Source organism: Rhodoplanes sp. (assembly GCF_013377085.1).
Classification (GTDB): Bacteria; Pseudomonadota; Alphaproteobacteria; order Rhizobiales; family Xanthobacteraceae; genus Rhodoplanes.
In genome coordinates, this window is sequence record NZ_JACAAX010000008.1 from 17,332 (window position 1) to 42,612 (window position 25,281).

General features: G+C 69.9%; 23 protein-coding genes. 12 read left to right on the top strand and 11 right to left on the bottom strand.

Annotated features, from left to right (window positions below):
• Positions 1 to 61 precede the first annotated feature (61 nt).
• Complete coding sequence (locus HXX10_RS08200) at positions 62 to 790, bottom strand: hypothetical protein (RefSeq protein WP_296521509.1); 729 nt, start codon at positions 788 to 790, stop codon at positions 62 to 64.
• Positions 791 to 888: 98 nt separating this feature from the next.
• Between HXX10_RS08200 and HXX10_RS08205 the strand changes: the two genes are divergently transcribed.
• The 3 genes from HXX10_RS08205 to HXX10_RS08215 are packed head-to-tail and all read left to right on the top strand — an operon-like array spanning position 889 to position 1,779.
• The gene (locus HXX10_RS08205; protein ID WP_296521512.1) at positions 889 to 1,413 is read left to right on the top strand and encodes an NAD(P)-binding domain-containing protein; all 525 of its coding nucleotides are present in this window, start codon (positions 889 to 891) and stop codon (positions 1,411 to 1,413) included.
• Positions 1,410 to 1,589 carry an NAD-binding protein gene (locus HXX10_RS08210; protein WP_296521517.1) on the top strand — a complete coding sequence of 60 codons (180 nt, stop codon included), beginning with the start codon at positions 1,410 to 1,412 and terminating at the stop codon, positions 1,587 to 1,589. The genes HXX10_RS08205 and HXX10_RS08210 overlap by 4 nt, the downstream gene beginning before the upstream one ends.
• A 25-nt stretch (positions 1,590 to 1,614) precedes the next feature.
• Positions 1,615 to 1,779, top strand: a complete 165-nt coding sequence (locus tag HXX10_RS08215) for an NAD-binding protein (RefSeq protein WP_296521519.1) — start codon at positions 1,615 to 1,617, stop codon at positions 1,777 to 1,779.
• Between the two features lie 24 nt (positions 1,780 to 1,803).
• On the opposite strand, the gene HXX10_RS08220 is transcribed toward HXX10_RS08215, so the two are convergent.
• Positions 1,804 to 3,882 carry a methyl-accepting chemotaxis protein gene (locus HXX10_RS08220; protein WP_296521522.1) on the bottom strand — a complete coding sequence of 693 codons (2,079 nt, stop codon included), beginning with the start codon at positions 3,880 to 3,882 and terminating at the stop codon, positions 1,804 to 1,806.
• A gap of 191 nt (positions 3,883 to 4,073) precedes the next feature.
• Here HXX10_RS08220 and HXX10_RS08225 point away from each other — a divergent pair, with 191 nt between their 5' ends.
• The 6 genes from HXX10_RS08225 to lexA all read left to right on the top strand — a co-directional run bounded on the left by HXX10_RS08225 (position 4,074) and on the right by lexA (position 9,211).
• Positions 4,074 to 4,694 carry an aminodeoxychorismate/anthranilate synthase component II gene (locus HXX10_RS08225; protein WP_296521526.1) on the top strand — a complete coding sequence of 207 codons (621 nt, stop codon included), beginning with the start codon at positions 4,074 to 4,076 and terminating at the stop codon, positions 4,692 to 4,694.
• A gap of 8 nt (positions 4,695 to 4,702) precedes the next feature.
• Positions 4,703 to 5,716 carry an anthranilate phosphoribosyltransferase gene (trpD, locus tag HXX10_RS08230; protein WP_296521529.1) on the top strand — a complete coding sequence of 338 codons (1,014 nt, stop codon included), beginning with the start codon at positions 4,703 to 4,705 and terminating at the stop codon, positions 5,714 to 5,716.
• A gap of 5 nt (positions 5,717 to 5,721) precedes the next feature.
• Positions 5,722 to 6,546, top strand: coding sequence for an indole-3-glycerol phosphate synthase TrpC (gene trpC / locus HXX10_RS08235; RefSeq protein WP_296521531.1), 825 nt, complete (start codon positions 5,722 to 5,724; stop codon positions 6,544 to 6,546).
• 3 nt (positions 6,547 to 6,549) lie between these two features.
• A complete protein-coding gene (gene moaC / locus HXX10_RS08240) occupies positions 6,550 to 7,047 on the top strand; it encodes a cyclic pyranopterin monophosphate synthase MoaC (RefSeq protein ID WP_296521534.1) in 498 nt (165 codons plus the stop codon).
• Positions 7,047 to 8,261: a gephyrin-like molybdotransferase Glp gene (glp, locus tag HXX10_RS08245; RefSeq protein WP_296521539.1), complete on the top strand. Its 1,215-nt coding sequence runs from the start codon at positions 7,047 to 7,049 to the stop codon at positions 8,259 to 8,261. Before moaC ends, glp begins: the two co-directional genes overlap by 1 nt.
• Positions 8,262 to 8,503: 242 nt before the next feature.
• Positions 8,504 to 9,211, top strand: a complete 708-nt coding sequence (gene lexA, locus HXX10_RS08250) for a transcriptional repressor LexA (protein ID WP_296521542.1) — start codon at positions 8,504 to 8,506, stop codon at positions 9,209 to 9,211.
• Between the two features lie 216 nt (positions 9,212 to 9,427).
• On the opposite strand, the gene HXX10_RS08255 is transcribed toward lexA, so the two are convergent.
• Positions 9,428 to 11,749 carry a ComEC/Rec2 family competence protein gene (locus HXX10_RS08255; RefSeq protein WP_296521543.1) on the bottom strand — a complete coding sequence of 774 codons (2,322 nt, stop codon included), beginning with the start codon at positions 11,747 to 11,749 and terminating at the stop codon, positions 9,428 to 9,430.
• Positions 11,750 to 11,986: 237 nt separating this feature from the next.
• Positions 11,987 to 13,669, bottom strand: coding sequence for a glutamine--tRNA ligase/YqeY domain fusion protein (locus HXX10_RS08260; RefSeq protein ID WP_296521545.1), 1,683 nt, complete (start codon positions 13,667 to 13,669; stop codon positions 11,987 to 11,989).
• Positions 13,670 to 13,905: 236 nt separating this feature from the next.
• On the opposite strand from HXX10_RS08260, the gene gltX reads away from it, so the two are divergent.
• Both gltX and gltA read left to right on the top strand, forming a co-directional pair.
• The gene (gene gltX, locus HXX10_RS08265; RefSeq protein ID WP_296521742.1) at positions 13,906 to 15,384 is read left to right on the top strand and encodes a glutamate--tRNA ligase; all 1,479 of its coding nucleotides are present in this window, start codon (positions 13,906 to 13,908) and stop codon (positions 15,382 to 15,384) included.
• A 156-nt stretch (positions 15,385 to 15,540) separates the two neighbouring features.
• A complete protein-coding gene (gene gltA, locus HXX10_RS08270) occupies positions 15,541 to 16,848 on the top strand; it encodes a citrate synthase (RefSeq protein WP_296521547.1) in 1,308 nt (435 codons plus the stop codon).
• A 216-nt stretch (positions 16,849 to 17,064) separates the two neighbouring features.
• Here gltA and HXX10_RS08275 read toward each other — a convergent pair whose 3' ends face one another.
• From HXX10_RS08275 to HXX10_RS08285, 3 genes are read right to left on the bottom strand one after another with little or no spacing between them, the layout of a single operon-like run.
• Complete coding sequence (locus tag HXX10_RS08275) at positions 17,065 to 18,495, bottom strand: lyase family protein (protein WP_296521743.1); 1,431 nt, start codon at positions 18,493 to 18,495, stop codon at positions 17,065 to 17,067.
• Positions 18,492 to 19,472: a tripartite tricarboxylate transporter substrate-binding protein gene (locus HXX10_RS08280; protein ID WP_296521550.1), complete on the bottom strand. Its 981-nt coding sequence runs from the start codon at positions 19,470 to 19,472 to the stop codon at positions 18,492 to 18,494. Before HXX10_RS08280 ends, HXX10_RS08275 begins: the two co-directional genes overlap by 4 nt.
• 15 nt (positions 19,473 to 19,487) lie before the next feature.
• Positions 19,488 to 20,876, bottom strand: a complete 1,389-nt coding sequence (locus tag HXX10_RS08285; RefSeq protein WP_296521553.1) for an adenylosuccinate lyase family protein — start codon at positions 20,874 to 20,876, stop codon at positions 19,488 to 19,490.
• 213 nt (positions 20,877 to 21,089) lie between these two features.
• Between HXX10_RS08285 and HXX10_RS08290 the strand changes: the two genes are divergently transcribed.
• Positions 21,090 to 21,896, top strand: a complete 807-nt coding sequence (locus tag HXX10_RS08290; protein ID WP_296521555.1) for a GntR family transcriptional regulator — start codon at positions 21,090 to 21,092, stop codon at positions 21,894 to 21,896.
• Between the two features lie 33 nt (positions 21,897 to 21,929).
• Here the strand turns inward: HXX10_RS08290 and lpxB are convergent, their stop codons facing one another.
• From lpxB to fabZ, 4 genes are read right to left on the bottom strand one after another with little or no spacing between them, the layout of a single operon-like run.
• Positions 21,930 to 23,099 (bottom strand): lipid-A-disaccharide synthase, encoded by a 1,170-nt coding sequence (gene lpxB, locus HXX10_RS08295; RefSeq protein ID WP_296521557.1) that lies wholly within the window; start codon positions 23,097 to 23,099, stop codon positions 21,930 to 21,932.
• Complete coding sequence (locus HXX10_RS08300; RefSeq protein ID WP_296521558.1) at positions 23,096 to 24,001, bottom strand: LpxI family protein; 906 nt, start codon at positions 23,999 to 24,001, stop codon at positions 23,096 to 23,098. The genes lpxB and HXX10_RS08300 overlap by 4 nt, the downstream gene beginning before the upstream one ends.
• Complete coding sequence (lpxA, locus tag HXX10_RS08305; protein WP_296521560.1) at positions 23,998 to 24,807, bottom strand: acyl-ACP--UDP-N-acetylglucosamine O-acyltransferase; 810 nt, start codon at positions 24,805 to 24,807, stop codon at positions 23,998 to 24,000. The genes HXX10_RS08300 and lpxA overlap by 4 nt, the downstream gene beginning before the upstream one ends.
• Positions 24,808 to 24,812: 5 nt before the next feature.
• On the bottom strand, positions 24,813 to 25,274 hold the full coding sequence (gene fabZ, locus HXX10_RS08310) for a 3-hydroxyacyl-ACP dehydratase FabZ (protein ID WP_296521562.1): 462 nt from the start codon (positions 25,272 to 25,274) through the stop codon (positions 24,813 to 24,815).
• Between the last annotated feature and the right edge of the window lie 7 nt (positions 25,275 to 25,281).

Here is a 25,281-nt window from a genome sequence, read left to right on the forward strand (position 1 = left end):
CTCCGTCGGCAAGAGCCGGCGAGGCCGTTTCGGATCTCGGACCGATCGCCGATCGAATGCACTATTTGGGGTCGATCATAGGCAGCCACCAGTTCCATGAATCCCTGTTGAGGCGGAACATGAGTCGTTTGGCTTGGCAGTCCCGGTCGGGGATGAAAACTTCAAATATGGGATAGTCCTGCTTCCTGGTTCGGGTTCCGTTGCAGCCATTGAGCACGATACGCCCCGTGATGTCGTGGAACGAGCGGACGCCGTCCGGATAGGCTTCTTCCCAGTAGCCTCCCTTCGAACTCCAGTACCGCGGCGAGGGTGGCTTCTGGTCCTGCGGGATCATGATGGTGAACCCGTCATAGGTTTGAAGCGCGGCGGAGGTGTGCGTGTCGGGATCGGACGGCGGCTTTTCCCCGTTGGTTTGGATGCACGACGGATGTCTGCGCCAGTTAAGAAACTCGGCCCAGTTGCAAGGACGCCCGTCGAATGCGGCCCAAGCAGTGAATCCGAGGAACAAGACGAAGAATGCCGTCACGCTCCACAGCAAGAGCTCTCCGGCGATCCGGGCGCCGCGACTTCGCGCCGTCACGAGTCGCGAAAACGCAAACAGAAGGATCATTCCGACGAACACGAGAGAGATGAGAATGACGGCCGATCGGGTGTCCCCGGCGAAATGACTGACTATCGCGGCGGCGGCCGCGATGCCGGCGACGCCAATCGCAAAGCGCAATGCCGGAACCCGCCGTTGCGCCTCGACGAGCACCTCCCAAGGATTCAGCGGGTTCGGGTTTGACGGCACCGGTGCTCTCCATTGCATCGAGAAAAGAGGGTGTCGATACCGCAAGCCTACGGTGAGGCCGCGATCGATTGCAACCATCGCGCCCGTAATAAGGGAGCTTGCCAATACTCACCGTCGCATTCATCGGCCTCGGCAACATGGGCGGTCCGGTGGCCGCGAACCTGGTCAAGGCCGGGCACGCGGTCCGCGGCGTCGATCTGGGCGCCGCCCATCTGGAGGCCGTCGCTGCAGCCGGGGTCGCGCCGAAAACCTCGGCGGCCGAGGCGGTCGCCGGCGCCGAGGTCGTGATCACCATGCTGCAGCCGGGCCCGCACGTGCTCGCCGTGTGGAGCGACGTGCTGGCCCATGCGGCACCCGGCACGCTCGTGATCGACTCCTCGACCATCGACCTCGACAGCGCCCGCAAAGCCCACGCGATGGCGGCCGAGCGCGGCTGTCGGTCGGTCGACGCGCCGGTGTCGGGCGGCACCGGCGGCGCCACCGCCGCGACGCTGACTTCATGTGCGGCGGCGAGGCGACGGCGTTCGCGCGGGCCGAGACGCTGCTGGCCGCGATGGGCAAAAGAATCGTCCATTGCGGCCCAGCCGGAAACGGCCAGGCGGCAAAAATCTGCAACAACATGATCCTCGGCGTCTCGATGATCGCCGTGTGCGAGGCCTTCGTGCTCGGCGAAAAGCTCGGCCTGTCGCACCAGGCGCTGTTCGATGTCGCCTCGACCTCGTCGGGCCAGTGCTGGTCGCTGACCAGCTACTGCCCGGTCCCCGGCCCGGTGCCGGCCTCGCCGGCCAACCGCGACTAACAAGCCGGGCTTTTCCGTTGCCCTGATGCTGAAGGACCTGAAGATCGCCCAGGACGCCGCACAATCAGCGGGCGCGGCAACGCCGCTCGGGGCAAACGCGGCCGCCCTCTACGACGCCTTCGCAGCGGCCGGCCACGGCGGCATGGATTTCTCGGCGATCGTCGACCTCGTGCGCCGCGGCCCGCACTGACGGCAGGCCGCGCGGACGGGGCCCCTAAGCCGCGCGGATCTCGCCCAGAAAGCCCTCGACGCCCTGCTTGAGGCGGTCCGACTGCGCCGCCAGCTCACCGGCCGCACCGAGCACCTGCCCGGCGACGCCGCCGACCGCATCGGCAGCCTGCGTCACCCCGGCGATGTTGCCCGAGACCTGCTGGGTGCCGCGCGCCGCCTCCTGGACGTTGCGGGCGATCTCCCGGGTCGCGGCGCCCTGCTCCTCGATCGCCGAGGCGATCGAGGTGGCGATCCGGCTCACCTCGTCGATCGTGCTGGCGATGCCGCGGATCGCCTGAACGGCCTCGCCGGTGACGCTCTGGATGGCGGCGATCTGGGCGGCGATCTCCTCGGTCGCCGTCGCGGTCTGGTTGGCCAGCGACTTCACCTCGGAGGCCACCACGGCGAAGCCCTTGCCGGCCTCGCCGGCTCGCGCCGCCTCGATGGTGGCGTTGAGGGCCAGCAGGTTGGTCTGCGACGCGATGGTCTGGATGAGGCCGACCACCTCGCCGATCTTCTGGGCCCCGTCGGCGAGCTTCTGGACCGTGACATCGGTGCGCTTCGCCTCCTCGACCGCCTGATTGGCGATCGCGGCCGACTGCGTCACCTGACGGCCGATCTCCTGGGTGGTGGCGGAAAGCTCCTCGGTCGCGGTCGCCACCGTCTGCACATTGGCGGAGGTCTGCTCGGAGGCCGCCGCGACGGTCGTCGCCTGACGGCTGCTTTCGCCCGCCGTCGTGCTCAACGACCGCGCCGTGCCCTCCATGGTCGATGCCGCCGTCGACAGGGTTTTGACGAGCTCGCCGATCTGGCCCTCGAACCGTCCCGTCACCGTGTCGATCCGCTGCGCCCGCTGGTCCTTGGCGCGCTGCTCCGCCTCGCGGGCCTCGCCCATCCGGTCGGCCGCGATGGCGTTCTGGCGCAGCACCTCGATCGCCTGGGCCATCTGGCCGAGCTCGTCGGAGCGGTCGCGCGCCGGCACCTCGACGTCGTGCTGCCCATCGGCGAGGCGCGAGATCACGCCGGTGAGCGACGCCACCGGCCGCAGCACGCGGCGCCCGAACACCACGGCCGCCACGGCCACGGCGCCGAGCGCCATGCCCATCAGCACCAGTGCCGAGACCAATTGGATCATCGCCTGTCGCCGTTCGACCGCGACCACCTCGGCCGCCGTGGCGAGGGCCGCGTCGCGCGGCAACAGCGTGCTTTCGAGCCCCGGGACGTGCCGTTGGCGATACTCGACGACCGACAGCGGGTATTTGCCGTCCGAACGGCCCGCTTTCATGATCTCGGCGTAGACGGCCGCGGAGTCGCCGTAGAACTTCTGCTGCACGGTCGCGACGGCATCGGCGACGAGCTTCGGATCGCCGATCCGATGCGTCGCCGCGACGATGCTGGACCAGTCCTGGTCGATGCGGCCGCCGAGTTCGGCGATCCGGTCGAGCTGGTCGCGCGTCATCGGCGCGCCCGCGCTCATCGCCTGGATGAACACGGTGCCGCGATTGCCGCTGTTGAGGCGGACCGTGGCGCTCTTGCGGGCGATGTCGATATAGGTCGGCACGCCGGCGATCTTGCCGGCCGCGGCGCCGTCGATGGCGCCCACCAGGCGGTCGATGGCCTCGTAGTGGCGCTCGAACTCGGCGACCGACGCGGCGAAGACATCCGGCTCGCGATCCTTCCGCGGCAGGGCCATGTTGCGGTCGAGACGTCGCCGCAGGGCGGTCAGGTCCGTCGAGACCTTCTCGAGAATCCCGACCAGGGCGGTCGAATCGAGCGACGACTCGCGCAGGAGCGTCGTCGCGGACGCCAGCCGCTGGTCGGTGGTCCCCCGCAGGCCGGCGATCGCGGCCTTGGTCTTCTCGTCGACGGGCGCCTCGGTCGCGAGCGCGACATTGTAGGGGCCGCGCTCGTTCGCCAGGCTTTCCGGAATCCGCATCGTCGCCGTCACGACACTCACGGCATCGCCCGAGGACCGCGCGTTCTGGAACCTCCCGAATCCGTCCTGAACCAGGATGCCTGCCGTGATCAGGCCCGGCACCGAGGCTCCGGCCAGGCAAACAAGGAACATCGTCCGAATGCGCATTGCCGTTCCACCCGCAAGGTTGACCACCCGGGCATAGGCCGTCTTCACTAATTTCTCCTGAATGAGGTAAAATATTCCTCTCTCGGCCGATCCGGGCGAGGGCGACCCGACAGCAAGTCCTCCGCAGGCCGCGCGCCTTGACCCCCTTCCGCCGTGCGGTCTAAGACCCCGGGGGGAGCGGCGGCGGCGCCATGATCGTCCTGATCGACAACTACGACAGCTTCACGTTCAACCTCGTCCACTACCTGGGCGGGCTGGGGGCGGACGTCGTCGTGCATCGCAACGACAAGATCACGGCCGATGCCGTGCTGGCCGCCGAGCCGGAGGCGATCGTGCTGTCGCCCGGCCCCTGCACGCCCAACGAGGCCGGCATCTGCCTCGACCTGATCGACAAGGCCTCGGCGACGATCCCGATGCTCGGCGTCTGCCTCGGCCACCAGGCGATGGGCCAGGCCTTCGGCGGCACCGTGGTGCGGGCGCCCGTGCCGGTGCACGGCAAGGTCGCCGAGATGACCCATCAGGGCCAGGGCCTGTTCCGTGGCATCAACGGGCCGTTCCGGGCGACCCGCTACCACTCGCTGGTAGTCGACCGGGCGAGCCTGCCCGACGACCTCGCCGTGACGGCCGAGACCGACCGGCTGATCATGGCCATGCAGCACAAGACCCGGCCGGTGCACGGGGTGCAGTTCCACCCCGAGAGCATCGCGTCCGAGCACGGCCATCTGATCCTGAAGAATTTCCTCGACATCGCCCGCGCCTGGAACGAGGCGGCGGGCCGCCCCGACGGGCGCGCGGCGCCGGCGCGGCAGTGAGGCTTCCCATGGTCGAGTTGAAGACGCTGATCGCGCAGGTCGCCACGGGCGCGGCCCTCACCCGGGAGCAAGCGGCCGACGCCTTCGCCCGGATGATGTCCGGCGAGGCGACGCCGTCCCAGATGGGCGCGCTGTTGATGGCGCTGCGGGTGCGCGGCGAGACCATCGACGAGATCACCGGCGCCGTGGCGGCGATGCGCTCCAAGATGCTGCGCGTCGAGGCGCCGCCGACGGCCGTCGACATCGTCGGCACCGGCGGCGACGCCTCGGGCTCCTACAACATCTCGACCTGCGCCGCCTTCGTGGTGGCGGGCGCCGGCGTGCCCGTGGCCAAGCACGGCAACCGCGCGCTGTCGTCGAGGTCCGGCGCCGCCGACGTGCTGACGGCGCTCGGCGTGCGCATCGAGCTCGGCCCCGAGCGCATCGCCGACTGCATCCGCGAGGCCAATATCGGCTTCATGTTCGCCCCCGTGCACCATCCGGCGATGAAGCATGTCGGGCCGACCCGGGTGGAGCTCGGTACTCGCACGATCTTCAACCTGCTCGGGCCGCTGTCGAACCCGGCCGGCGTCAAGCGCCAGATGGTCGGCGTGTTCTCGCGCCAATGGGTCGAGCCGCTCGCCCATGTGCTCAAGAACCTCGGCTCCGAGCGCGCCATCGTGGTGCACGGCTCGGACGGGCTCGACGAGATCACGATCTCGGGCCCGACATCGGTCGCCTCGCTGGAGAACGGCACGGTGAAAACCTTCGAGATCGCGCCCGAGGATGTCGGCCTCGCCCGCGCCGCGCCGGAGGCGCTGCGCGGCGGCGACGCGGCCGCCAATGCGGTCGCCCTCGAGGCCGTGCTGGAAGGCCGCAAGGGCCCGTATCGCGACGTCGCCATCTTCAACGCCGCCGCCGCCCTGGTGGTCGCCGGCAAGGCGGCCGATCTCGCCTCGGGCGTCGCGCTCGCCGCCCAGTCGATCGATTCCGGCGCCGCAGAGGGCAGCCTCGGCCGCCTGATCGCCGTCTCCAACGCGTGAGCCCGATGGCCGACATCCTGCAAAAGATCGAAGCCTACAAGCGCATCGAGATCGCCGCCGCCAAGCGGGTGCACCCGTTCGCCGCCATCGCGGAGGTCGCCAAGTCGGCGCCGCCGCCGCGCGGTTTTCTGCGCGCCATCGAGCGGCGCCTGTCGCGCGGCCAGCCGGCCCTGATCGCCGAGATCAAGCGGGCGAGCCCGTCGCGCGGGCTGATCCGGCCCGACTTCGATCCGCCGGTGCTGGCCCGCGCCTACGAGGCGGGCGGCGCCACCTGCCTCTCGGTCCTGACCGACGGCCCCAGCTTCCAGGGCCGCGGCGACCATCTGGTCGCGGCGCGCGCGGCCGCCGCCCTGCCGGTGCTGCGCAAGGACTTCCTCTACGATCCCTACCAGGTCGCCGAGGCACGGGCGCTCGGCGCCGACTGCATTCTGATCATCATGGCCGGCGTCGACGACCAGACCGCCCGCGCGCTCGAGGAGGCCGCCGCCGGCTACGGCATGGACGTGCTGGTCGAGGTGCACGACGAGGCGGAGCTGGAGCGGGCGCTGCGCCTCGGCTCGCGGCTGATCGGCATCAACAACCGCGACCTGAAGACGTTCGAGACACACATCGAGGTGAGCGAGCGGCTCGCCCCGCTGGTGCCGCGCGACCGCGTGCTGGTCGGCGAGAGCGGCATCTTCACGCCGGCCGACCTCGCCCGGCTCGCCCGCGTCGGCATCTCGACCTATCTGATCGGCGAGAGCCTGATGCGCCAGGACGACGTGACGGCCGCGACCCGCGCCCTGCTGGCCCGCGACGGCGGCGGCTTCACGACGCCGGCGGGCGAGTAAGCCATGATCGACGAGCCGCAGCTCACCCATATCGGCGCCGGCGGCGAGGCCCGCATGGTCGACGTCGGCGACAAGACCGTCACCAAGCGCGTCGCCGTCGCCGAGGGCCGCGTCGTGATGGCGCCCGCCACCCTCGACCTGGTGATGCGCGGCGACGCCAAGAAGGGCGACGTGCTCGGCGTCGCGCGGGTCGCCGGCATCATGGCGGCCAAGCGCACCCACGAGCTGATCCCGCTCTGCCACCCGCTCGCCATCACCAAGGCCGAGGTCGAGCTGACGCCCGATCCCGACCTGCCCGGCATAAGGGTCCAGGCGACCGTCGAGGTGGCCGGGCAGACCGGCGTCGAGATGGAGGCGCTGACCGCCGTGTCGGTCGCCTGTCTCACCGTCTACGACATGGTCAAGGCGGTGGAGCGCGGCATGCGGATCGAAGGCGTGCGCCTGATCGAGAAGCTTGGCGGCAAGTCCGGCCCCTGGCGCGCCGACGCCGGAGACGCGTGATGGCGGCGCCGCTCTCCGTCGCCGACGCCCTTTTCCGCGTGCTCGACGGCGTCGCACCGCTGCCGGCCGAGACCGTGCCGTTGGCGCAGGCCCATGGCTGCGTCCTCGCCGAAAACCTCGCGGCGCGGCGCACCCAGCCGCCCGACGACGTCTCCGCCATGGACGGCTACGCCGTGCAGGCCGCGGACGTGACGGCCGCAAACGCCCGCTTGACCGTGATCGGCGAGGTGCCGGCCGGCCGGCCCTTCGCCGGCACGGTCGGGCCCGGCGAGTCCGTCCGCATCTTCACCGGCGGCGTCCTGCCCGCGGGAGCCGATACCGTGGTGGTCCAGGAGGTCGCGACCCGCGACGGCGACGAGGTGGTTTTCTCGGCGCCGGGCGGCGCCGGCCGCCATGTCCGCCGGCGCGGCCGCGACTTCTCCGCCGGCGACGTGCTGCTGCGTCGCGGCCGCAGACTCACCATGCGAGACCTCGCGCTCGCCGCCGCGATGAACCACCCCGCCGTGCCGGTGCATCGACGCCCGCGAATGGGCCTGCTCGCCACCGGCGACGAGCTGGTGCCGCCCGGCACCGAGCCGGGACCCGGCCAGATCGTTTATTCCAACGGTTTTGCGATCGCCGCGCTGGCTCGCAGCGAAGGCGCCGAGACGATCGACCTCGGCATCGTCCCCGACCGCCTGGACGAGACCGTGGCGGCGATCCGGCGGGCGCGCGCCGAGGGCGTCGACGTGCTGGTCACCACCGGCGGCGCCTCGGTCGGCGACTACGACCTGGTGCAGACGGCGCTCGCCGCCGAAGGCATGGCGCTCGCCTTCTGGAAGATCGCCATGCGGCCCGGCCGCCCGCTGATGAGCGGCCGCCTCGGCGACATCCATGTGCTCGGCCTGCCCGGCAATCCGGTGTCGTCCTTCGTCACCGCCGTGCTGTTCCTGGTGCCGCTGCTGCGCCGCCTGCAGGGCCGCGAGGACGTGTCGTTCCCGGCCGAGCCGGCGATCGCCGGCGGTGACCTGAAGGCCAACGACGAGCGCGCCGATTTTTTGCGCGCGACCCTCGCGATCGACCAGGACGGACGGCTGGTCGCCACTCCGGTGAGCGACCAGGACTCCTCGCTGCTGGCGCCGCTCGGGCTCGCCGACGGGCTCCTGGTGCGCGACCCGCATGCGCCCGCCGCGCCGGCCGGCAGCCCCTGCCGGGTGATTCGACTGCCCGCCTGACTCGACCCGAAACCCCTGCCGGTCCGCGTCCGCCCGGGACGACGGTGACGGCCCGTCGCGGGGCTCCAGTCGTGACGTTCGGCCCAACCCGTTCTTAGGCCTAATTGTTTCTCAGACCGGTCCGTCGATTTCTTCACCTGACATTAAAAGGTTGCGGAACACATATCGAACATATAGGGTATGTTCATGATTTGTTTGGGCACGTCCGGTGAACTGCCTGAGCAGACCTCGGGGGACAACGCATGTTGACGCGGAAGCAGTTCGAGCTGTTGCGTTTCATTCACGAGCGCGTAAAGGAGAGCGGCGTTCCGCCGTCTTTCGACGAGATGAAGGACGCCCTCGACCTGCGGTCGAAGTCCGGCATCCACCGGCTGATCACGGCGCTGGAGGAGCGCGGCTTCATCCGGCGGCTGCCCAACCGGGCCCGCGCCATCGAGGTGATCAAGCTGCCCGAATCGGTCGGTCACGGCGTGATGGCGGCCCAGCGCGCCCGCGGCTTCACGCCGAGCGTCATCGAGGGCAATCTCGGCCGCGTCCGCCCGCCCGTGCAGGACGAGGACACGGCCCGGCCGATTGCCGTGCCGGTCATGGGCCGGATCGCCGCCGGCACCCCTATCGAGGCGATCCAGACCAAGAGCTCCATCATCAACGTGCCGCCCGAGATGCTGAGCGCCGGCGACCATTTCGCCCTCGAGGTGCGCGGCGACTCGATGATCGAGGCCGGCATTCTCGACGGCGACATCGCCCTGATCCGGCGCTCCGAGAACGCCGAGACGGGCGACATCGTCGTCGCCCTGGTGGACGACGAGGAGGCGACCCTAAAGCGCTTCCGCCGCCGCGGCGCGTCGATCGCGCTCGAGCCCGCCAATGCCTCCTACGAGGTTCGGATCCTGCCCCCCAACCGGGTCCGCATCCAGGGCAAGCTGGTCGGCCTGATGCGGCGGTATTGAGCGACCGCGCCCTCCGCACGACTCTCTTCGCCCTCCGCCTCGGGCCATCTCCGCCCTCGTCCTGAGGAGCGCCGAAGGCGCGTCTCGAAGGGCGGGGGCGGCCACCGTCGTGGCCTCATGGTTCGAGACGCGCTCCTTCGGAGCGCTCCTCACCATGAGGATAGAGTTGCTGCGACAGCGGGCCGGCAGTGGCATCTCCCGAGACCCCTGCCCTCCTCAATCCGGATCGACGTCCTCGGCCGCCGGGGTCGCATCGGGCGGTGCGGGCGCGCCACTGCCTCGCTGCACCGCCCCCGCACCGGCCGAAGCGGGAGCGACGGACGCGGCCGGCGCCCAGGGCCGGTCGGCGCCGGGTGGGCGTGCCGGCGTGATCTCGAAAGAATCGCCGACCCGCCGCAGCGCCAGGGCGGCCGTGCTCCTCAGCATCGTGCGGTCGATCACCAGCGCCCGACAGCCGGGCGTCGGCTCGCGCAGCGCCACGATCAGGGCGGCGCGGGCGCAGTCGTCGGCGAAGGCCTCGGCGGTTCGCGCGACCGCGACGGCGCTGCCGTCGGCGAGCCTCGCGACGCAGCCGGCCGGATCGCAGACGAAGCCGCGCGAAACCTCCGGCGCCTCCGGCAGCCGGGCATCGCCGTCGGCGGCCAGCCAGTCGCGCGCCGCGAGGCCGAGCGTACCGGTGCGCAGCACCGTGAGCCGGCCGTCGGGACCGCGCACCGCGACCGCTTCGGCCGCCGGCGCGACCAGTACGTCGGGCTGCGGCGTCGCCACCGCGAGGATGGCGGCGAGCCCCAGCAGCCCTGCCCCCAGGCAGCGCAACGGCGTGCGCAGCAGCGCCAGCAGGACGAGCCCGGCGGTCGCGATCAGCAGCGGCCCGGCCCCGAAGGCCGGGATGCGGCCGACCGCACCGGGCAGCGCCGCCACCCATTGGGCGACCGCCGTCATCCAGTCGATGCCCACACCCATCGCCCGCCACAGCGGCCCGTCGTAGCCGAACGGCAGCAGCACCAGCGCCATCAGGCCGGCCGGCATCACGAAGGCCGAGACGACCGGCATGGCGGCGAGGTTGGCCAGCACCCCGTATGGCGCCAGCCGGTGGAAGTGGTAGGCGGCGAAGATCGTCGTCGCCGTGCCGGCGACCAGCGAGGCGACCAGCAGCGCAATGATCTCGCGAATACCCCACAGCGCCAGGCGGGCGGCCAGCGCGCTTTTGGGGCCGGCGGCGATCCACGGCAGCCCGCGCTCGTAGACGGCGACCAGGGCAAGCGTCGCGGCGAACGACATCTGAAAGCTCGGATGCACCACGGCCTCGGGGGTGAGGACCATGACGGCGAGCGCCGCCACGGCGAGCGTGCGCAGCGTCAGCGCGCGGCGGTCCAGCAGGACGCCGATCAGCACGATCGCCGTCATGGCGAAGGCGCGCTGGGTCGCCACCTCGGCGCCGGACAGCACCAGGTAGAAGGCGGCGGCGAGAAGGGCCACGCCGGCGGCCCATTTCTTCACGGGACGGCGCAGCGCCAGGCCGGGCACCAGCGCGAGGCCGCCGCGCAGGACCACGAACACCACCCCGGCGACGACCGCCATATGATAGCCCGAGATCGACAGAACATGAGCGAGGCTCGACACATACATGGCATCGTTGACGGGCTGGGTGACGGCGTCGCGCTTGCCCGTGATCAGCGCCGAGGCGATGGCGCCGGCGTCGCCCGGCAGCGCCACACGGATGCGCTTGTCGATCGCCTCGCGGATGTCGTCGACCGCGGCGGCGGCCTGCAGGCGGAGACCGGGGGCGACCGGCGGAGCCTGCGGCCGCACCGCGCCGAGCGCGAAGCCCGAGGCGCCGATGCCGCGGAAATAGAGGTCGCGGGCAAAATCATAGCCGCCCGGGCGCAGCGGCGGCAGCGGCGGCGACAGCCGCGCCGACAGGCTCACATAGGCGCCCACGGGCGGCGCCGTGCCCTTGCGCACCGACACCCGCACGCGCGCCGGCGCCTCGGCCGCGCCGCTGCGCGAAAGCTCGAAGGACTGGACGCGCAGCACGATGCGGTCGCTCTTCTCGCGCTCCTCCCGGGTCTCGACGAAGCCGCCGAGCTTCGCCCCGAAGGCCGGCTGGCGCAGCATCGGCGCCTCGACGGCGCGGCTGCGCAGGGTCGCCGCCAGGAAGCCGGCCGCCACGGCCGCAATGCCGATGGCGACGAAGACCGACACGCCTTGCCGTCGGGCCGCAACGGCGGCCACAAACGCCGCCGCGAAGGCGAGCCCCGCCGCCCAAAGGGCCGGCTCCGTCTCGGCGGCGAAGTAGAGCACGACCCCGGTCGCAAAGCCGATCGGCAGCCACGGAAACAGCCGGCCGGGCGCCAGCTCGGCCTGCCCCCAGGCGGCAAGTTGCGTCCCGACAGCGTGAGCGAGGTCATCGAGGCGAGACGGCAGCGGGACGGTGCGGCGCCGGCCGGCCACGCCCATCGTCGGCTCGCCGGCGACCGGCCAAGTGCCGGCCCGCGACGCGCCGACGCGCCCGCGCGCTCGGTCCGGCTCGCTCATGCGAGGCTCCGCCTGTGTCGGAGCCCGAAGGCTATTCTAGTTTTGCGGGAGCTTCACGATGAACACAACGGAAACGGGGTACTGTTCCTGATCCGCTCCACACTCCAAGGTCGTCGCCGGGCTCGACCCGGCGACCCATCTCCGTCGCAAGAACCGTCTTGCGCACAGATGGATGCGCGGGTCTTCGCCCGCGCATGACGGCTCGGAGCCTGTGGCCGCGCGCAGTGCTCCCCGCCCTCACCCGCCGGCCGCGACCTTGGCCCAGGTGTCGCGCAGCCCGATGGTGCGGTTGAACACCAGGGCGCCGGGCTTGGAGTCCGGGTCGGGGCAGAAATAGCCCTGGCGCTCGAACTGCACGGCGGTCTCGACCGGGATTTTTGCCAGCGACGGCTCCAACCGGGCGCCGGTCAGGATCTCGAGCGACTGCGGGTTGATGTCCTCGGCGAAGGTGGCCGGGGTCGGCGCCGGGGTCTTGAAGAGCTGGTTGTAGACGCGGATCTCGGCCGGCACCGAGTCGGCGGCCGACACCCAGTGGATGGTCGCCTTGACCTTGCGGCCGTCGGGCGCGTTGCCGCCCTTGGTCGAGGGATCGTAGGTGCAGCGCAGCTCCACCACCTCGCCCGAAGCATCCTTCACCACCTCCTTGCAGGTGATGAAGTAGGCCCAGCGCAGCCGCACCTCGCGGCCCGGCGACAGGCGGAAGAAGCCTTTGACCGGCGTCTCCTGAAAGTCGTCGCGCTCGACGAACAGCTCGCGCGAGAAGGTGAGGCTGCGGGTGCCGGCCCCGGGGTCGTCGGGATGATTGACGGCATCGAGCGTCTCGGTCTGCCCCTCGGGATAGTTCTCGATGACGATCTTCAGCGGCCGCAGCACCGCCATCCGGCGCTCGGCCTTGCGGTTCAGGACCTCGCGCACCGAGAAGTCGAACATCGCCATGTCGACGACGCTGTTGGCCTTGGCGACGCCGATGCGCTTGGCGAAGTCGCGCAGTGCCTCGGCCGGCACGCCGCGCCGGCGCAGCCCCGCGATGGTCGGCATGCGCGGATCGTCCCAGCCCGAGACATACTTGTCGCGCACCAGCGTGGTCAGCACCCGCTTCGACAGCACCGTGTAGGTGATGTTCAGCCGGGCGAACTCGTACTGGTGCGGCTTCGAGGGCACCGGCAGGTTGTCCAGGAACCAGTCGTAGAGCGGCCGGTGGTCCTCGAACTCGAGCGTGCAGATCGAATGGGTGATGTGCTCGATCGCGTCCGACTGGCCATGGGTGAAGTCGTAGCTCGGATAGATGCACCAGGCATCGCCGGTGCGCGGATGATGCGCATGCAGGATGCGGTAGAGCACCGGGTCGCGCAGATTGATGTTGCCCGACGCCATGTCGATCTTGGCCCGCAGCACCCGGGCGCCGTTGGGGAACTCGCCCTTTCGCATGCGATGGAAGAGATCGAGATTTTCCTCCACCGAGCGCTCGCGGAACGGGCTGTTGGTCCCGGGCTCGGTGAGGGTGCCGCGGGTCTCGCGGATCTGGTCCTGCGACTGGTCGTCGACATAGGCCTTGCCGGCCCGGATCAAATGCTCGGCCCAGGCGTAGAGCTGCTCGAAATAGCCCGACGCGTAATAGAGATGCGGCCCCCAGTCGAAGCCGAGCCAGCGCACGTCGCGCTCGATCGAGTCGATGTATTCCTGCTCTTCCTTGGTCGGGTTGGTGTCGTCGAAGCGCAGGTGGCAGCGCCCGCCGAACTCGGCCGCGACGCCGAAATTCAGGCAGATCGACTTGGCGTGGCCGATATGCAGGTAGCCGTTCGGCTCCGGCGGAAAACGGGTGATCACCTCGGTACGGCGACCGCTGTCGAGATCGGCCTGGATGATGTCGCGGATGAAGTCGCGTCCCGCTTCGGCTGCGATCGGTTCGACTGCCGTCATGCTCGCTGGTCCCGTTCCGTCGGCGCCGCGCGGAAGTCCGCGCGCGCGACTACGCGCGGGACTATGTGCCAAATTCGTGGTGATGCGCCAAGTCCGTTCCTGGTCGCGGCCCTGGCGGCGCCCCGCGACATCCCCCCGCGACGGTGCGCGGATTGCTCTCCGCCGCACCTGTGCTAAACGGGCGCGCCCATCCCCCGCCCTGCGCGGCCAGCCAGCTTGCCATGACCGAGACCGTCGTGCCCGAGACCGTCGTCACCCGATTCGCCCCCTCGCCGACCGGCTTCCTCCATATCGGCGGGGCCCGCACGGCGCTGTTCAACTGGCTCTATGCCCGGGCCCGCGGCGGCAAGATGCTGCTGCGGATCGAGGACACCGACCGCGAACGCTCGACCGACGCGGCCATTGCCGCGATCCTGGACGGGCTCTCCTGGATCGGCCTCGATTGGGACGGCGACACCGTCTACCAGTTCTCCCGCGCCGCCCGGCACCGGGAGGTGGTGGAGACCCTGCTGGCCACCGGCGGCGCCTATCGCTGCTATGCGTCCCAGGCGGAACTGGACGCCATGCGTGAAAAGGCCAAGGCCGAGGGCCGTACCCGGCTCTACGACGGCCTATGGCGCGACCGCGACCCGGCGACGGCTCCGGCCGGCGTCAAGCCGGTGATCCGCCTGAAATCGCCGCTGACCGGCGAGACCGCGATCGACGACCAGGTCCAGGGCCGGGTGGTGTGGCAGAACGAGAACCTCGACGACCTCGTGCTGCTGCGCTCGGACGGCAACCCGACCTACATGCTGGCCGTGGTGGTCGACGACCACGACATGGGCGTCACCCATGTGATCCGGGGCGACGACCACCTGACCAATGCGGCCCGCCAGAAACAGATCTACGACGCGCTCGGCTGGAGCGTGCCGACCTTCGCCCATATCCCGCTGATCCATGGGCCGGACGGCTCGAAGATGTCGAAACGCCACGGGGCGCTCGGCGTCGACGCCTACCGGGCGATGGGCTACCTGCCGGCGGCGATGCGCAACTACCTGGTCCGGCTCGGCTGGAGCCACGGCGACCAGGAGATTTTCTCCACCGAGGAGATGGTCGCGGCGTTCGACCTGCCGCAGATCGGCCGCTCGCCGGCGCGCTTCGACTTCGCCAAGCTGGAGAGCCTCAACGGCCATTACATCCGCTCGCTCGACGCGCCCGCTTTGCTCGCCGAGATCGAGAAGGTGCTGCCGCATGTGGCGCAGGGCGCCGAGCTGGCCGCCAAGCTGACGCCGGAGCTGCGCCAAAAGCTGCTCGCCGCCCTGCCCGGCCTGAAGGAGCGCGCCAAGACGCTGGTCGACCTGATCGAGCAGGCCCGTTTCGTCTATGCGGACCGACCGATCCCGCTCGACGACAAGGCACGCGGCCTGCTCACCCCCGACGCGCGAAAAATCCTCGCCGGGCTGGTCGAGGCGCTCGGACCGGTCGCGCCGTGGACCGCGGAAACCACCGAGGAGGCGGTGCGCCGCTTCGCCGAGGCGCGCGGCATCAAGCTCGGCGCCGCGGCGCAGCCGCTGCGGGCGGCGCTGACGGGCCGCACCACCTCGCCCGGCATCTTCGACGTGCTGGCCGCCCTCGGCCAGGCCGAGTGCCTGGCCCGGCTGACCGATCAGGCCGATCGCGGCCCGGCCGCCGGCCTCTCGCAGGGCGTCACCGCCGCCCCCATATCCGGACTCTGAGCCGCGCCCGGCCGTCGAATTTGCCGCATTTCGCGTCACCTTGCCGCACTGCATGAGATGCGGTACGCAAGTCGCGGTCGAGCGCCGAGTTACCCCGTCAACCGCGCGGCCAAAGCGAGCGGCATCGCTCGCCGACCCCTGACATCCGAGGAGCCTATGGACGCTAAATCGGGCGCCAACACCAAGACCGGGACCCTCACGATCGGCAACGAGCACCACTCGTTCCCGCTCCACGAAGGGACCATCGGCCCAGATGTCCTGGACATCAGCAAGCTTTACGGCAAGGCCGGTATCTTCACCTACGATCCCGGCTTCACCTCGACCGCGAGCTGCGAGTCGAAGATCACCTATATCGACGGTGACGAAGGCGTCCTGCTCTACCGCGGCTTCCCGATCGAGCAGCTCGCCGAGCACGGCGACTTTCTCGAGACCTGCTATCTCCTGCTCTACGGCGAGCTGCCGACCGAGGCGGAGAAGCGGGATTTCGACTACCGGGTCACCCGCCACACCATGGTGCACGAGCAGATGGTGCGGTTCTATCAGGGCTTCCGCCGCGACGCCCATCCGATGGCCGTGATGGTCGGCTGCGTCGGCGCGCTGTCGGCGTTCTATCACGACTCCATCGACATCTCCGACCCGCACCAGCGGATGGTCGCCTCCATCCGGATGATCGCCAAGATGCCGACCATGGCGGCGATGGCGTACAAGTACACGATCGGCCAGCCCTTCGTGTTCCCCAAGAACGAGCTCGACTACTCGGCCAACTTCCTGCGCATGTGCTTCTCGGTGCCGTGCGAGGAGTACAAGGTGAACCCGGTCATGGCCCGCGCCATGGACCGCATCTTCATCCTGCACGCCGATCACGAGCAGAACGCCTCGACCTCGACGGTGCGGCTCGCCGGCTCGTCGGGCGCCAATCCTTTCGCCTGCATCGCCGCCGGCATCGCCTGCCTGTGGGGCCCGGCGCATGGCGGCGCCAACGAGGCGGCGCTCAAGATGCTGGCCGAGATAGGCAAGCCCGAGCGCATCCCGGAATTCGTGCGTCGCGCGAAAGACCCGAACGACTCGTTCCGCCTGATGGGCTTCGGCCACCGCGTCTACAAGAACTACGATCCGCGCGCGAAAATCATGCAGACGACCTGCCACAAGGTCCTGGCCGAGACGGGCGTCAACGACGACCTGCTCGAGGTGGCGATGGAGCTCGAGCGCGTGGCGCTGCACGACGAGTACTTCATCGAGAAGAAGCTCTATCCCAACATCGACTTCTATTCGGGCATCACGCTCAAGGCGATGGGCTTCCCGACCAGCATGTTCACGGTGCTGTTCGCGCTCGCCCGCACGGTCGGCTGGATCGCCCAGTGGAAGGAGATGATCGAGGATCCGAGCCAGAAGATCGGCCGTCCCCGCCAGCTCTACACCGGCGCGCCCCGGCGCGAGTACATCAATATCGACCGCCGGACCTGATTTTTCCGCGCGACACGGTTTTTGGCACGACGAACGGGGCGCCCACGGCGCCCCGTTCTGCGTTTAGAGTATGCCCCGGCGAAGTGGGACCCGGTTCGCCGCCCGGGCACGTCTCCGGGCAGGCGGTCCCCGCGCGCCGACGCAGACCGACAACGGTTTTCCTGCTCCGCAACGTTCAGATGATCCGTCACACGGCAGCGGTTCGGCCAGCACACCTCATCGCGTGGTGCCGGGAGCAAGCGCCGGGCTCGCCATCGCCGCGGCATCCACGAGCACATCGTAGTCGGCTTCGCTGATGAAGCCGTACGACACGGCAGCCTGCCGCGGCGTCACTCCCTCGCGCATCGCGATGCGGGTGATTTCCGCGACCCGATCATAGCCGAGGACGGGGTTCAACGCGGTCGCGAGCAGAAGCGCGCTCTGGACATTCGCTGCGAGGCGGGCGTGGTCGACTTCGATCCCTGCGATGAATCGCGTCGCGAGGACTCTCGTCGCGTCGGACATCAACCGGATGGCCTGAAGCAGGTTGTAGATGAGGACGGGCTTTGCGACATTGAGCTCGAACGCGCCCGACGCACCGGCCGCCGTCACGACCGCGTGGCTGCCGATCACCTGGAACGCGGTCTGCGCCACCGCTTCCGCGATGGTCGGATTGCGCTTTCCCGGCATGATCGACGACGACAGGCCGTCGTCGAGAATCACCAGCTCGCCGAGCCCGCAACGCGGGCCGGAACCGAGCCAGCGCAGATCGTTCGCGATCTTCAGGAGCGAAACCGCGAGCACATTGAGATGCCCGGACACCTCGACGAGGACGTCGTGCGCCCCCATGCCTTCGAACTTGCTCGGTGCCGGCCGAAACGGGAGATCGGCCAGCCGGGCCGCTTCGTCGCAGAACATCGCATCGAATCCGGGAGGCGCATTGAGGCCGGTGCCGATGGCCGTGCCGCCTTGCGGAAGCGAAAGCAGGCGCGGCCTCGTGCCGAGGAACCGCGCCGTCCCGGCTTCGATCTGGCGCGCAAAGGCATCGAACGCCTGGCCGACCGTCATCGGCACGGCATCCATCAGATGCGTCCGGCCGATCTTGACGACATCGGCGAACGCCGCCGCCTTGCCGGCGAGCGTATCGCGCAATGTCTCCAGCGCCGGCAGCAGACGATCGCGCAGCTCGATCGCCGTGGCGATCTGCATGACGGTCGGAAAGCTGTCGTTCGAGGATTGCGACCGGTTGACGTGATCGTTCGGATGGACCGGCGACCGCGTCCCGAGGCCGTGACCGAGCAGCTCGTTGGCGCGGTTCGCGATCACCTCGTTCGCGTTCATGTTGGTCTGCGTGCCCGAGCCGGTCTGCCAGACCGGGAGCGGAAAGTGCGCGTCGAAGCGCCCCTCCCGCATCTCCGCTGCGGCCTGCGCGATGGGGTCCGCCAGCTCGGGCGCGATCTGGCCCAGCCGAAGGTTGGCGCGAACGGCAGCGAGCTTCTGCAGGCCGGTTGCGTGGATCAGGCAGGACGGGAGGCGCTCGTCGCCGATGGCGAACACCTCGAGCGCCCGCTGGGTCTGCCCGCCCCAATAGCGATCGGCAGGAATCTCGACGGTTCCGAAAGCGTCGCTTTCGAGACGGTATCCGGGCTTTGAAGCAGGAGATGTCATTGCGCTCCGGTGACCCCGGCTGCCTTGATGATCGGACCCCACTTGTCGATTTCGGCCTTCAGATGCGTAGCCAGCGCTTCCGGCCTGGCGCGCGCGGCCGACACCGTGTCGGCCCCCAGCTCGGCCAGGCGCGCCTTGATGGTCGGATCCTTCAGGGCATCGTTGAGAGCGGCGACCAGCGTGTCGATCACCGGCTTCGGCGTGCCCTTCGGCGCGAACAGGCCGTACCAGACCTGATAGGTGAAGCCCGGCAGTCCCGACGCCGAGACGGTCGGAAGGTTCGGCAGAGCCTCCGCCCTTTCGCTTCCCGTGACCGCATATCCCTTGATCCCGCCGGCCTCGACATGCCGGACGACATTGACGATCTGGTCGCACATCGCGTCGACCCTGCCGCCCATCATGTCGTTGAGGGCCGGCCCCGCGCCGCGGTAGGGCACGCTGGTGATGTCGACCCCGATCGCACTCGCGAACAAGAGCCCGCACAGATGTGCCGACGATCCGATCCCGGCGTGGGCGAAATTGACGTTCCCCCGATTGGCTTTCACATAGTCGAGGAACTGCCCGAAGCTCTCGGGCGGCAGATCCTTTCGCGCCACGAAGGCCGCCGGCAGGTCGACGACCAGACCGATCGGCTCGAAGTCCTTGATCGGGTCGTAGGGCAGCTTGGGATAAAGTGCCGGGTTGGTGGCGTGGCTCACATGAATCATGAGCAGGGTGTATCCGTCGGGCGGCGCGTTCGCGACCTTGCCGCTGCCGATCGAGCCGCCCGCACCCGACGTGTTGTCGACCACGATCTGCTGCTTGAGCGTCTGCGTCATGCCCTGCGCGACGAGGCGGGTGATCGTGTCGCCCGGCCCGCCGGCGGAGTAAGGCATGACCATGGTGATCGGACGGTTCGGAAAGGTCTGCCCGGCTGCTGCCGGGGCCATTGCCGGCACCGCGACAAGGGCGACGACAAGGGCTCGGATGACTTTCATGGCTTCCTCCTGGCGTCAGCGCGACGTGTTCTGCTTTTCTGAACCGCGAGATCGGCTCGCGAGGACCTGATCGACCATCTGCTCGGCGAGACCGAGGTAGTTCGCCGGGTCCGTCAGCCTGTCGATCGCCGCGCGGTCGAGGCTGCGGGCGACGTCGGGATCCCGCGCGAGAACGTCGGACAGCGTGCCGTTCCCTTCGGCGACGACGCGGCAGGCGGCGTAGACGACATCGTGCGCCCGCTGCCGCCCGAGCGCGGGGGCGAGCTGCATCATCACGGCTTCGGCGACAATCAGCCCGTCGGACAGGCGGAGGTTCCGCGCCATCCTGTCCTCGTCGACGACGAGGCCTCCCAACGCGAACTCGGCCTGGTGCAGGGCTCCCGCCGTCAGCAGGAACGCCTCCGGAATTGCGATCCATTCCGCGTGCCACGGGCCGGTGGCGCGCTCGAAATCCTGGATCATCGCGTCGAGCATCAGCCCGGCGTGCTGGCGCACGCTCTTCGCCGCAGCGAGCATCAGCTCGGAGGAGATCGGGTTGCGCTTCTGGGGCATCGTGGACGAAGCACCGCGCCCCTGGGTGAAGGGCTCGTAGAGCTCGCCGAACTCGGTCGACGCCATGATCATGACGTCCAGCGCGATCTTGCCGAGCGAGCCGGTGATCAGGGCCAGCAGGTTGACGGTTTCGGCGAAGCCGTCGCGTGCGACATGCCAGGTCGAGACGGGAACGCCGAGACCGAGCTCGGCGCACAGCGCCTCCTGCACGGCCAGGCCCTTGTCGCCGAGCGACGCCAGGGTGCCGGCGGCGCCCCCGAAAGAACCGACCAGAACCCGTGGCTCGAGCTGCGCGATCCGCTCGGCGTGCCGGTCGAACATCGCCAGCCAGATCGCGGCCTTGTATCCGAACGTGATCGGCAGCGCCTGCTGCAGATGCGTGCGTCCCGCCATCGGCGTTCCGCGATGGCGCCGTGCGAGGCCGGCAAGAATCTCCCGCAGCGCCTCGACGTCCTGCTCGACGATCGCCAGCGCCTCGCGCACCTGCAGGACGACGGCCGTATCCATGATGTCCTGGGTCGTCGCGCCCCAGTGAAGATAGCGGCCGGCCTCGCCGCATTGCGTCGCGAGCTGATGGACGAGCGGCAGGATCGGGTAGCCGACAAGATCCGTCTCCTTCCCCAGGAGATCGAAATCGAGTTCGTCGGCCTTCGCGAGCCGCTCGATGTCGGCGGCGGCCTCCGGCGGAATCACGCCGCACCGCGCCTCCGCCTTGGCCAAGGCGACCTCGACCTCGACATACCGGGACACGCGAGCGAAATCGGAGAAGACGTCCCGCATGGCGGGGGTGCCGAACGCGTCTCGAAACAGGATCGAGTCGAGGACGGTCGTCGAGGCGGGACGCACGTGCATGGTCTGGCTCGCATCACGGTCGCTGATCGGAAACGGCTCGTCGCCGGGTCGGATGGGCGGGTCGGGAAAGATTCGAGGTCGGTCCGCGCTGACATCGCCGCGCTGGACTGCCGGTCGGTAAAGTCCGTACTATTGCTTTGTCCGTACATTACTATGTACGGACAAAGCGTCGACGTCAAGGCCCATCTTGACGTTTCGAGGCCGGCTGGTGTCTTGAGCCGACCGCGCCGATCTGCGCAGGAGGAACACGCCTTGGAAACGCGTTACGCCTATGTGGCCCGGGCGATCACGGCGGCGATCGCGGACGGCCGCCACCCCGTCGGTTCGTACCTTCCCAACGAGAACGACCTCGCGAAGCAGTTCGCGGTCAGCCGCTCGACGGTTCGCGCGGCGATGCAGGAGCTGCAGAACTCGGGTCTGGTCAGCCGGCGAAAGAGTGCGGGAACGCGGGTCGAAGCCTTGCCGGAGGCGACCCGGGCCGGCACCTTTTCCCACACTCTGGGTTCGGTCGAGGCCGTGCAACAATTCGGGGTCGAGACCGAACGGTGCATCCAGGATGTCACCGAGGTCGTCGCCGACGACGAGCTCGCGGCGCGCCTCGGCTGCCGTCCCGGGCAGCGCTGGCTTCGAATCTCCTTCGTGCGGCTGATCCCCGGCGACGCCTCGCAGACGCCGATCTGCTGGACCGACGTCTATATTCACGCCGCCTTCAGCGCCGCGGTGCAGGCGCGAATGGAGGGCCATGACGCCATTTTCGGCACGCTTCTCGAATCGATCTCGGGCCGTTCGATCAGCGAGATCCGTCAGTCCATCACGGCGGTCGGCATTCCGGACGATCTCGCGACGATCTTGCGTGCAAAGCCGCAAAGCCACGCGCTGGCGATCAGACGACAATACATTCTGAGCCCCGGCATGATGGCCGAAGTGTCCCTCAGCATTCATCCTGCCGATCGATACAGCTACCAGAGCAGCATGAAGCGGCTCGATGCGAACCCGCGTCGCGCCGAGAGCGGGCCCTGATCGGCGGATGGCAATGGTGCCGCAGGCGACGGCCTAATTTTCCAGAGACGCCCGGCGCGACAGCGCCTCCAGCACCACGTCGGCGGCCCGCACGCTCGGCTGCGCCGTGCCGATCTCCATCACGGCATCCAGCGCGGCGAAGGCTTTGGTCTGGCGGCGGCGCTCGGGGGTGTCGGCGAGGAGCGGCGCCAGCAATGCGGCGAGGTTTTGCGGCGTCACGTCGCGCTGGATCAGCTCGGGCATGACGTTCTGGCCGAGCACCAGGTTGGCCAACACGATGGTCGGCACCCGGATCAGGAGCCGCGCGATCGCCTCCTCGACCGCCGGCACCTTGTAGGCGACCACGGTCGGCACGCCGGCGACGGCGAGCTCGAGCGACACGGTGCCGGAGGCGGCGAGCGCCGCGCGGGCGCAGCGGAAGGCCGCCCACTTCTCCTCCTGGTCGACGACGATGCGGGGCTGCACGGCCCAGCCGACCGTGGCCTCGCGCACCCGCGCGGCGAGATGAGGCGGCGTCGGCAGCACGGCCTCGACCGGGCCGCAGCGATCGACCAGCTCTTTCAGCGTCGCCCCGAACACGCCGCCGAGCCGGGCCAGCTCGCCGCGGCGGCTGCCCGGCAGCACCAGCACCAGCGGCGGCTCGGCGGCGCGGCGCGGCGCGTCCGCTGGGCCCGGGCGCAGCCGTGCGGCCTCCGCAGCGAGCGGGTGGCCCACATAGGTGCAGGCCGGCCCGCCGAGCTTGTCGTGCGCGGCGGGCTCGAACGGCAGCAGCGCCAGCACATGGTCGACATAGGCCCGCATGGCGCGGGCCCGGCCGGGCCGCCACGCCCACACGGACGGCGACACGTAGTCGACCACCGGCAGGTCCGGCAGTGCTTTTCGCACCCGCCGCGCCACCCGGTGGGTGAACTCCGGGCTGTCGATGATCACCAGCACGTCCGGCCGGGCCGCGACGATCATGTCGGCCGTCTCGTGAATGTGCCGCAACAGGCCCGGGAGTCGCGCCAAGATGGCGACGATGCCGACGATGGCGAGCTCGTCGATCGGAAACAGGCTTTTGAGCCCCTGCCCGGCCATGTCGGGACCGCCCAACCCGACGAACTGCGCGTCCGGCACGCGATCGCGCAGCGCCTGCATCAGGGCGCCGCCGAGCCGGTCGCCCGACGCCTCGGTCGCCACCACGGCGATGGTCGGGCCGCTCATGGCGCCTCCGGGGCTTGCCCCGTCGGGGCCGCGAGGCCGACCGCGAACACGCCGGCCGCCGCGGCCCGGCGGGCGACCTCCTGCGGCTCGGCGACGATGACGCCGCCGGCCGCGACCGCGAGCCCGGCGAGCCCGGCGCGGGCGACCCCGTCGATCGTGTTAGGCCCGACGGTCGGCATGTCGAAGCGGCGGTCCTGGCCGACTTTCGGCGCCTTGACCAGCACGCCGACGCCGCGCGGCAGCTTTATGCGGCCGGCGTCGCGCAGCTCGGCGATCCGGGCCAGCATGCGGTCGGTGCCCTCGGCGGCCTCGACGGCGAGCACGTAACGGTTCGCCACCACCACGGCCTGGCCGACGTCGAACGGGCTCTGGGCCGCGAGCAGAGCGAGCCCCAGCGCGATGTCGGCCTCGTCACGCGCGTTCGGCGACCGGCCGCCCAGAAGTCCCTCGCCGGCCAGGATGTCGGGCGCCACCTGGTGGGCGCCCAGGAGCCGGCAGCCGTCGTCCTCGAGCATGCGTCCGAAGCTGGTCAGCAGATGGTCGTCGCCGCCCCGGAACGCCCGCACGACGCGCGGCAGCCTCCGCACGGCGCCCCAGTCGGGCCGGAGTTGCCGGAGCGACGGCCGCAGCAGCGTCCCGATGAACACCAGGTCGCGGCATCCCTCCTGCTTCATCAGCCGGAGGAACGCGCCGTAGCGGGCGAGCGAGAGCCAGTGATGGCGGAAGGGGGCGACGACGGCGGGGTCGGCCCAGCCGCGGATGGCGAACAGCACCACGGAGCGCCCCTGCGCCTCGACCTTCGCCGCGATGGTGCCTGGCAGCATGCCGCCGCCGCAGATGATGGCGAGCGGCCCCGCGTCCGCCGCCGCCGGCTTGCCGGCAGCCGCCGGCCCGGCCGTCATGACGCGGCGCGCAGCGCGGCGCGCTTCACTCCCATGGTCAGGGCGCGCGAGCCGCTGCGGATGAAGGCGACGATCTGGCCGATCAGCGGGTCGTCGCCGAGGTCGGCCGCGACCGTGTCGAGCCGCTCCCGGAACGTTCCGGCGCCGAAGAACAGCGCCTCGAAGCCGCGGTGAACCCGATGGATGTCGGCCTTGGTCAGGCCGCGGCGCTTCATGCCGACGACGTTGAGGCCGATCAGCTCGGCGCTCTGCCCGTGCACCAGGCCGAACGGAATCACGTCGGCGCGCACGCCGGAGAGGCCGACGATCATGGCGCCGTCGCCGATGCGCACGAACTGCCGCACGGCGGCCTGGCCGCCGAACACCACGTTGCTGCCGACCTGCACATGACCGCCCAGAACCGCATTGTTGGCGAAGGTCACGTGGTCGCCGACCGTGCAGTCGTGGCCGACATGCGAGCCCACCATGAAGAAGCAGTGGCTGCCGACCAGGGTGAGGCCGTGATCGTCCTCGGTCCCGGTGTTCATGGTGACGTTTTCGCGGATGTCGTTGTCGGAGCCGACGACGAGGCGCGTGGGGCCGCCGCGATAGTGGGTCGACTGCGGCGGCGTGCCGAGCGAGGCGAACGGATAGATCACGTTGCGCTCGCCCAGCACCGTGTGGCCGGTGATCGCCACATGCGAGATCAGCCTGGTGCCGGCGCCGATCTCGACATGCGGGCCGACGGTGCAGAACGGACCGATCTCGACGCCGGCGCCGAGCCGCGCGCCGTCCGCCACCCGGGCGGTCGGATCGATGGTCGCCATCGCGCTCACGACCCCGCCATCACGGCGCTGACGTCGGCCTCGGCGACGATCTGGCCGGCGACCCGCGCCTCGCCGTGGAACCACCACATGTTGCGGCGGCGGGACGTCTTGGTCATGTGATACTCGATGGTGTCGCCGGGCACGACCGGCTTGCGGAACTTGGCCTTGTCGATGGTGGTGAAATAGACCGTGTAGGGCGGCTTGCCGACCTCGCCGGAGAGCACGCAGAGCACGCCCGCCGTCTGCGCCATGCCCTCGATCATCAGCACGCCGGGAAACACCGGCACGTCCGGAAAGTGCCCGAGAAACTGCGGCTCGTTGGCCGTCACGTTCTTGATGCCGATCCCGAACTCCGCCCCGCGGATGTTGATCACGCGATCGACCAGCAGGAACGGATAGCGGTGCGGCAGGGCCTTCATGATGGCCGCGATGTCGGCCGTCTCCAACTTCCCGACAGCCTCGTTCATCGCGGCG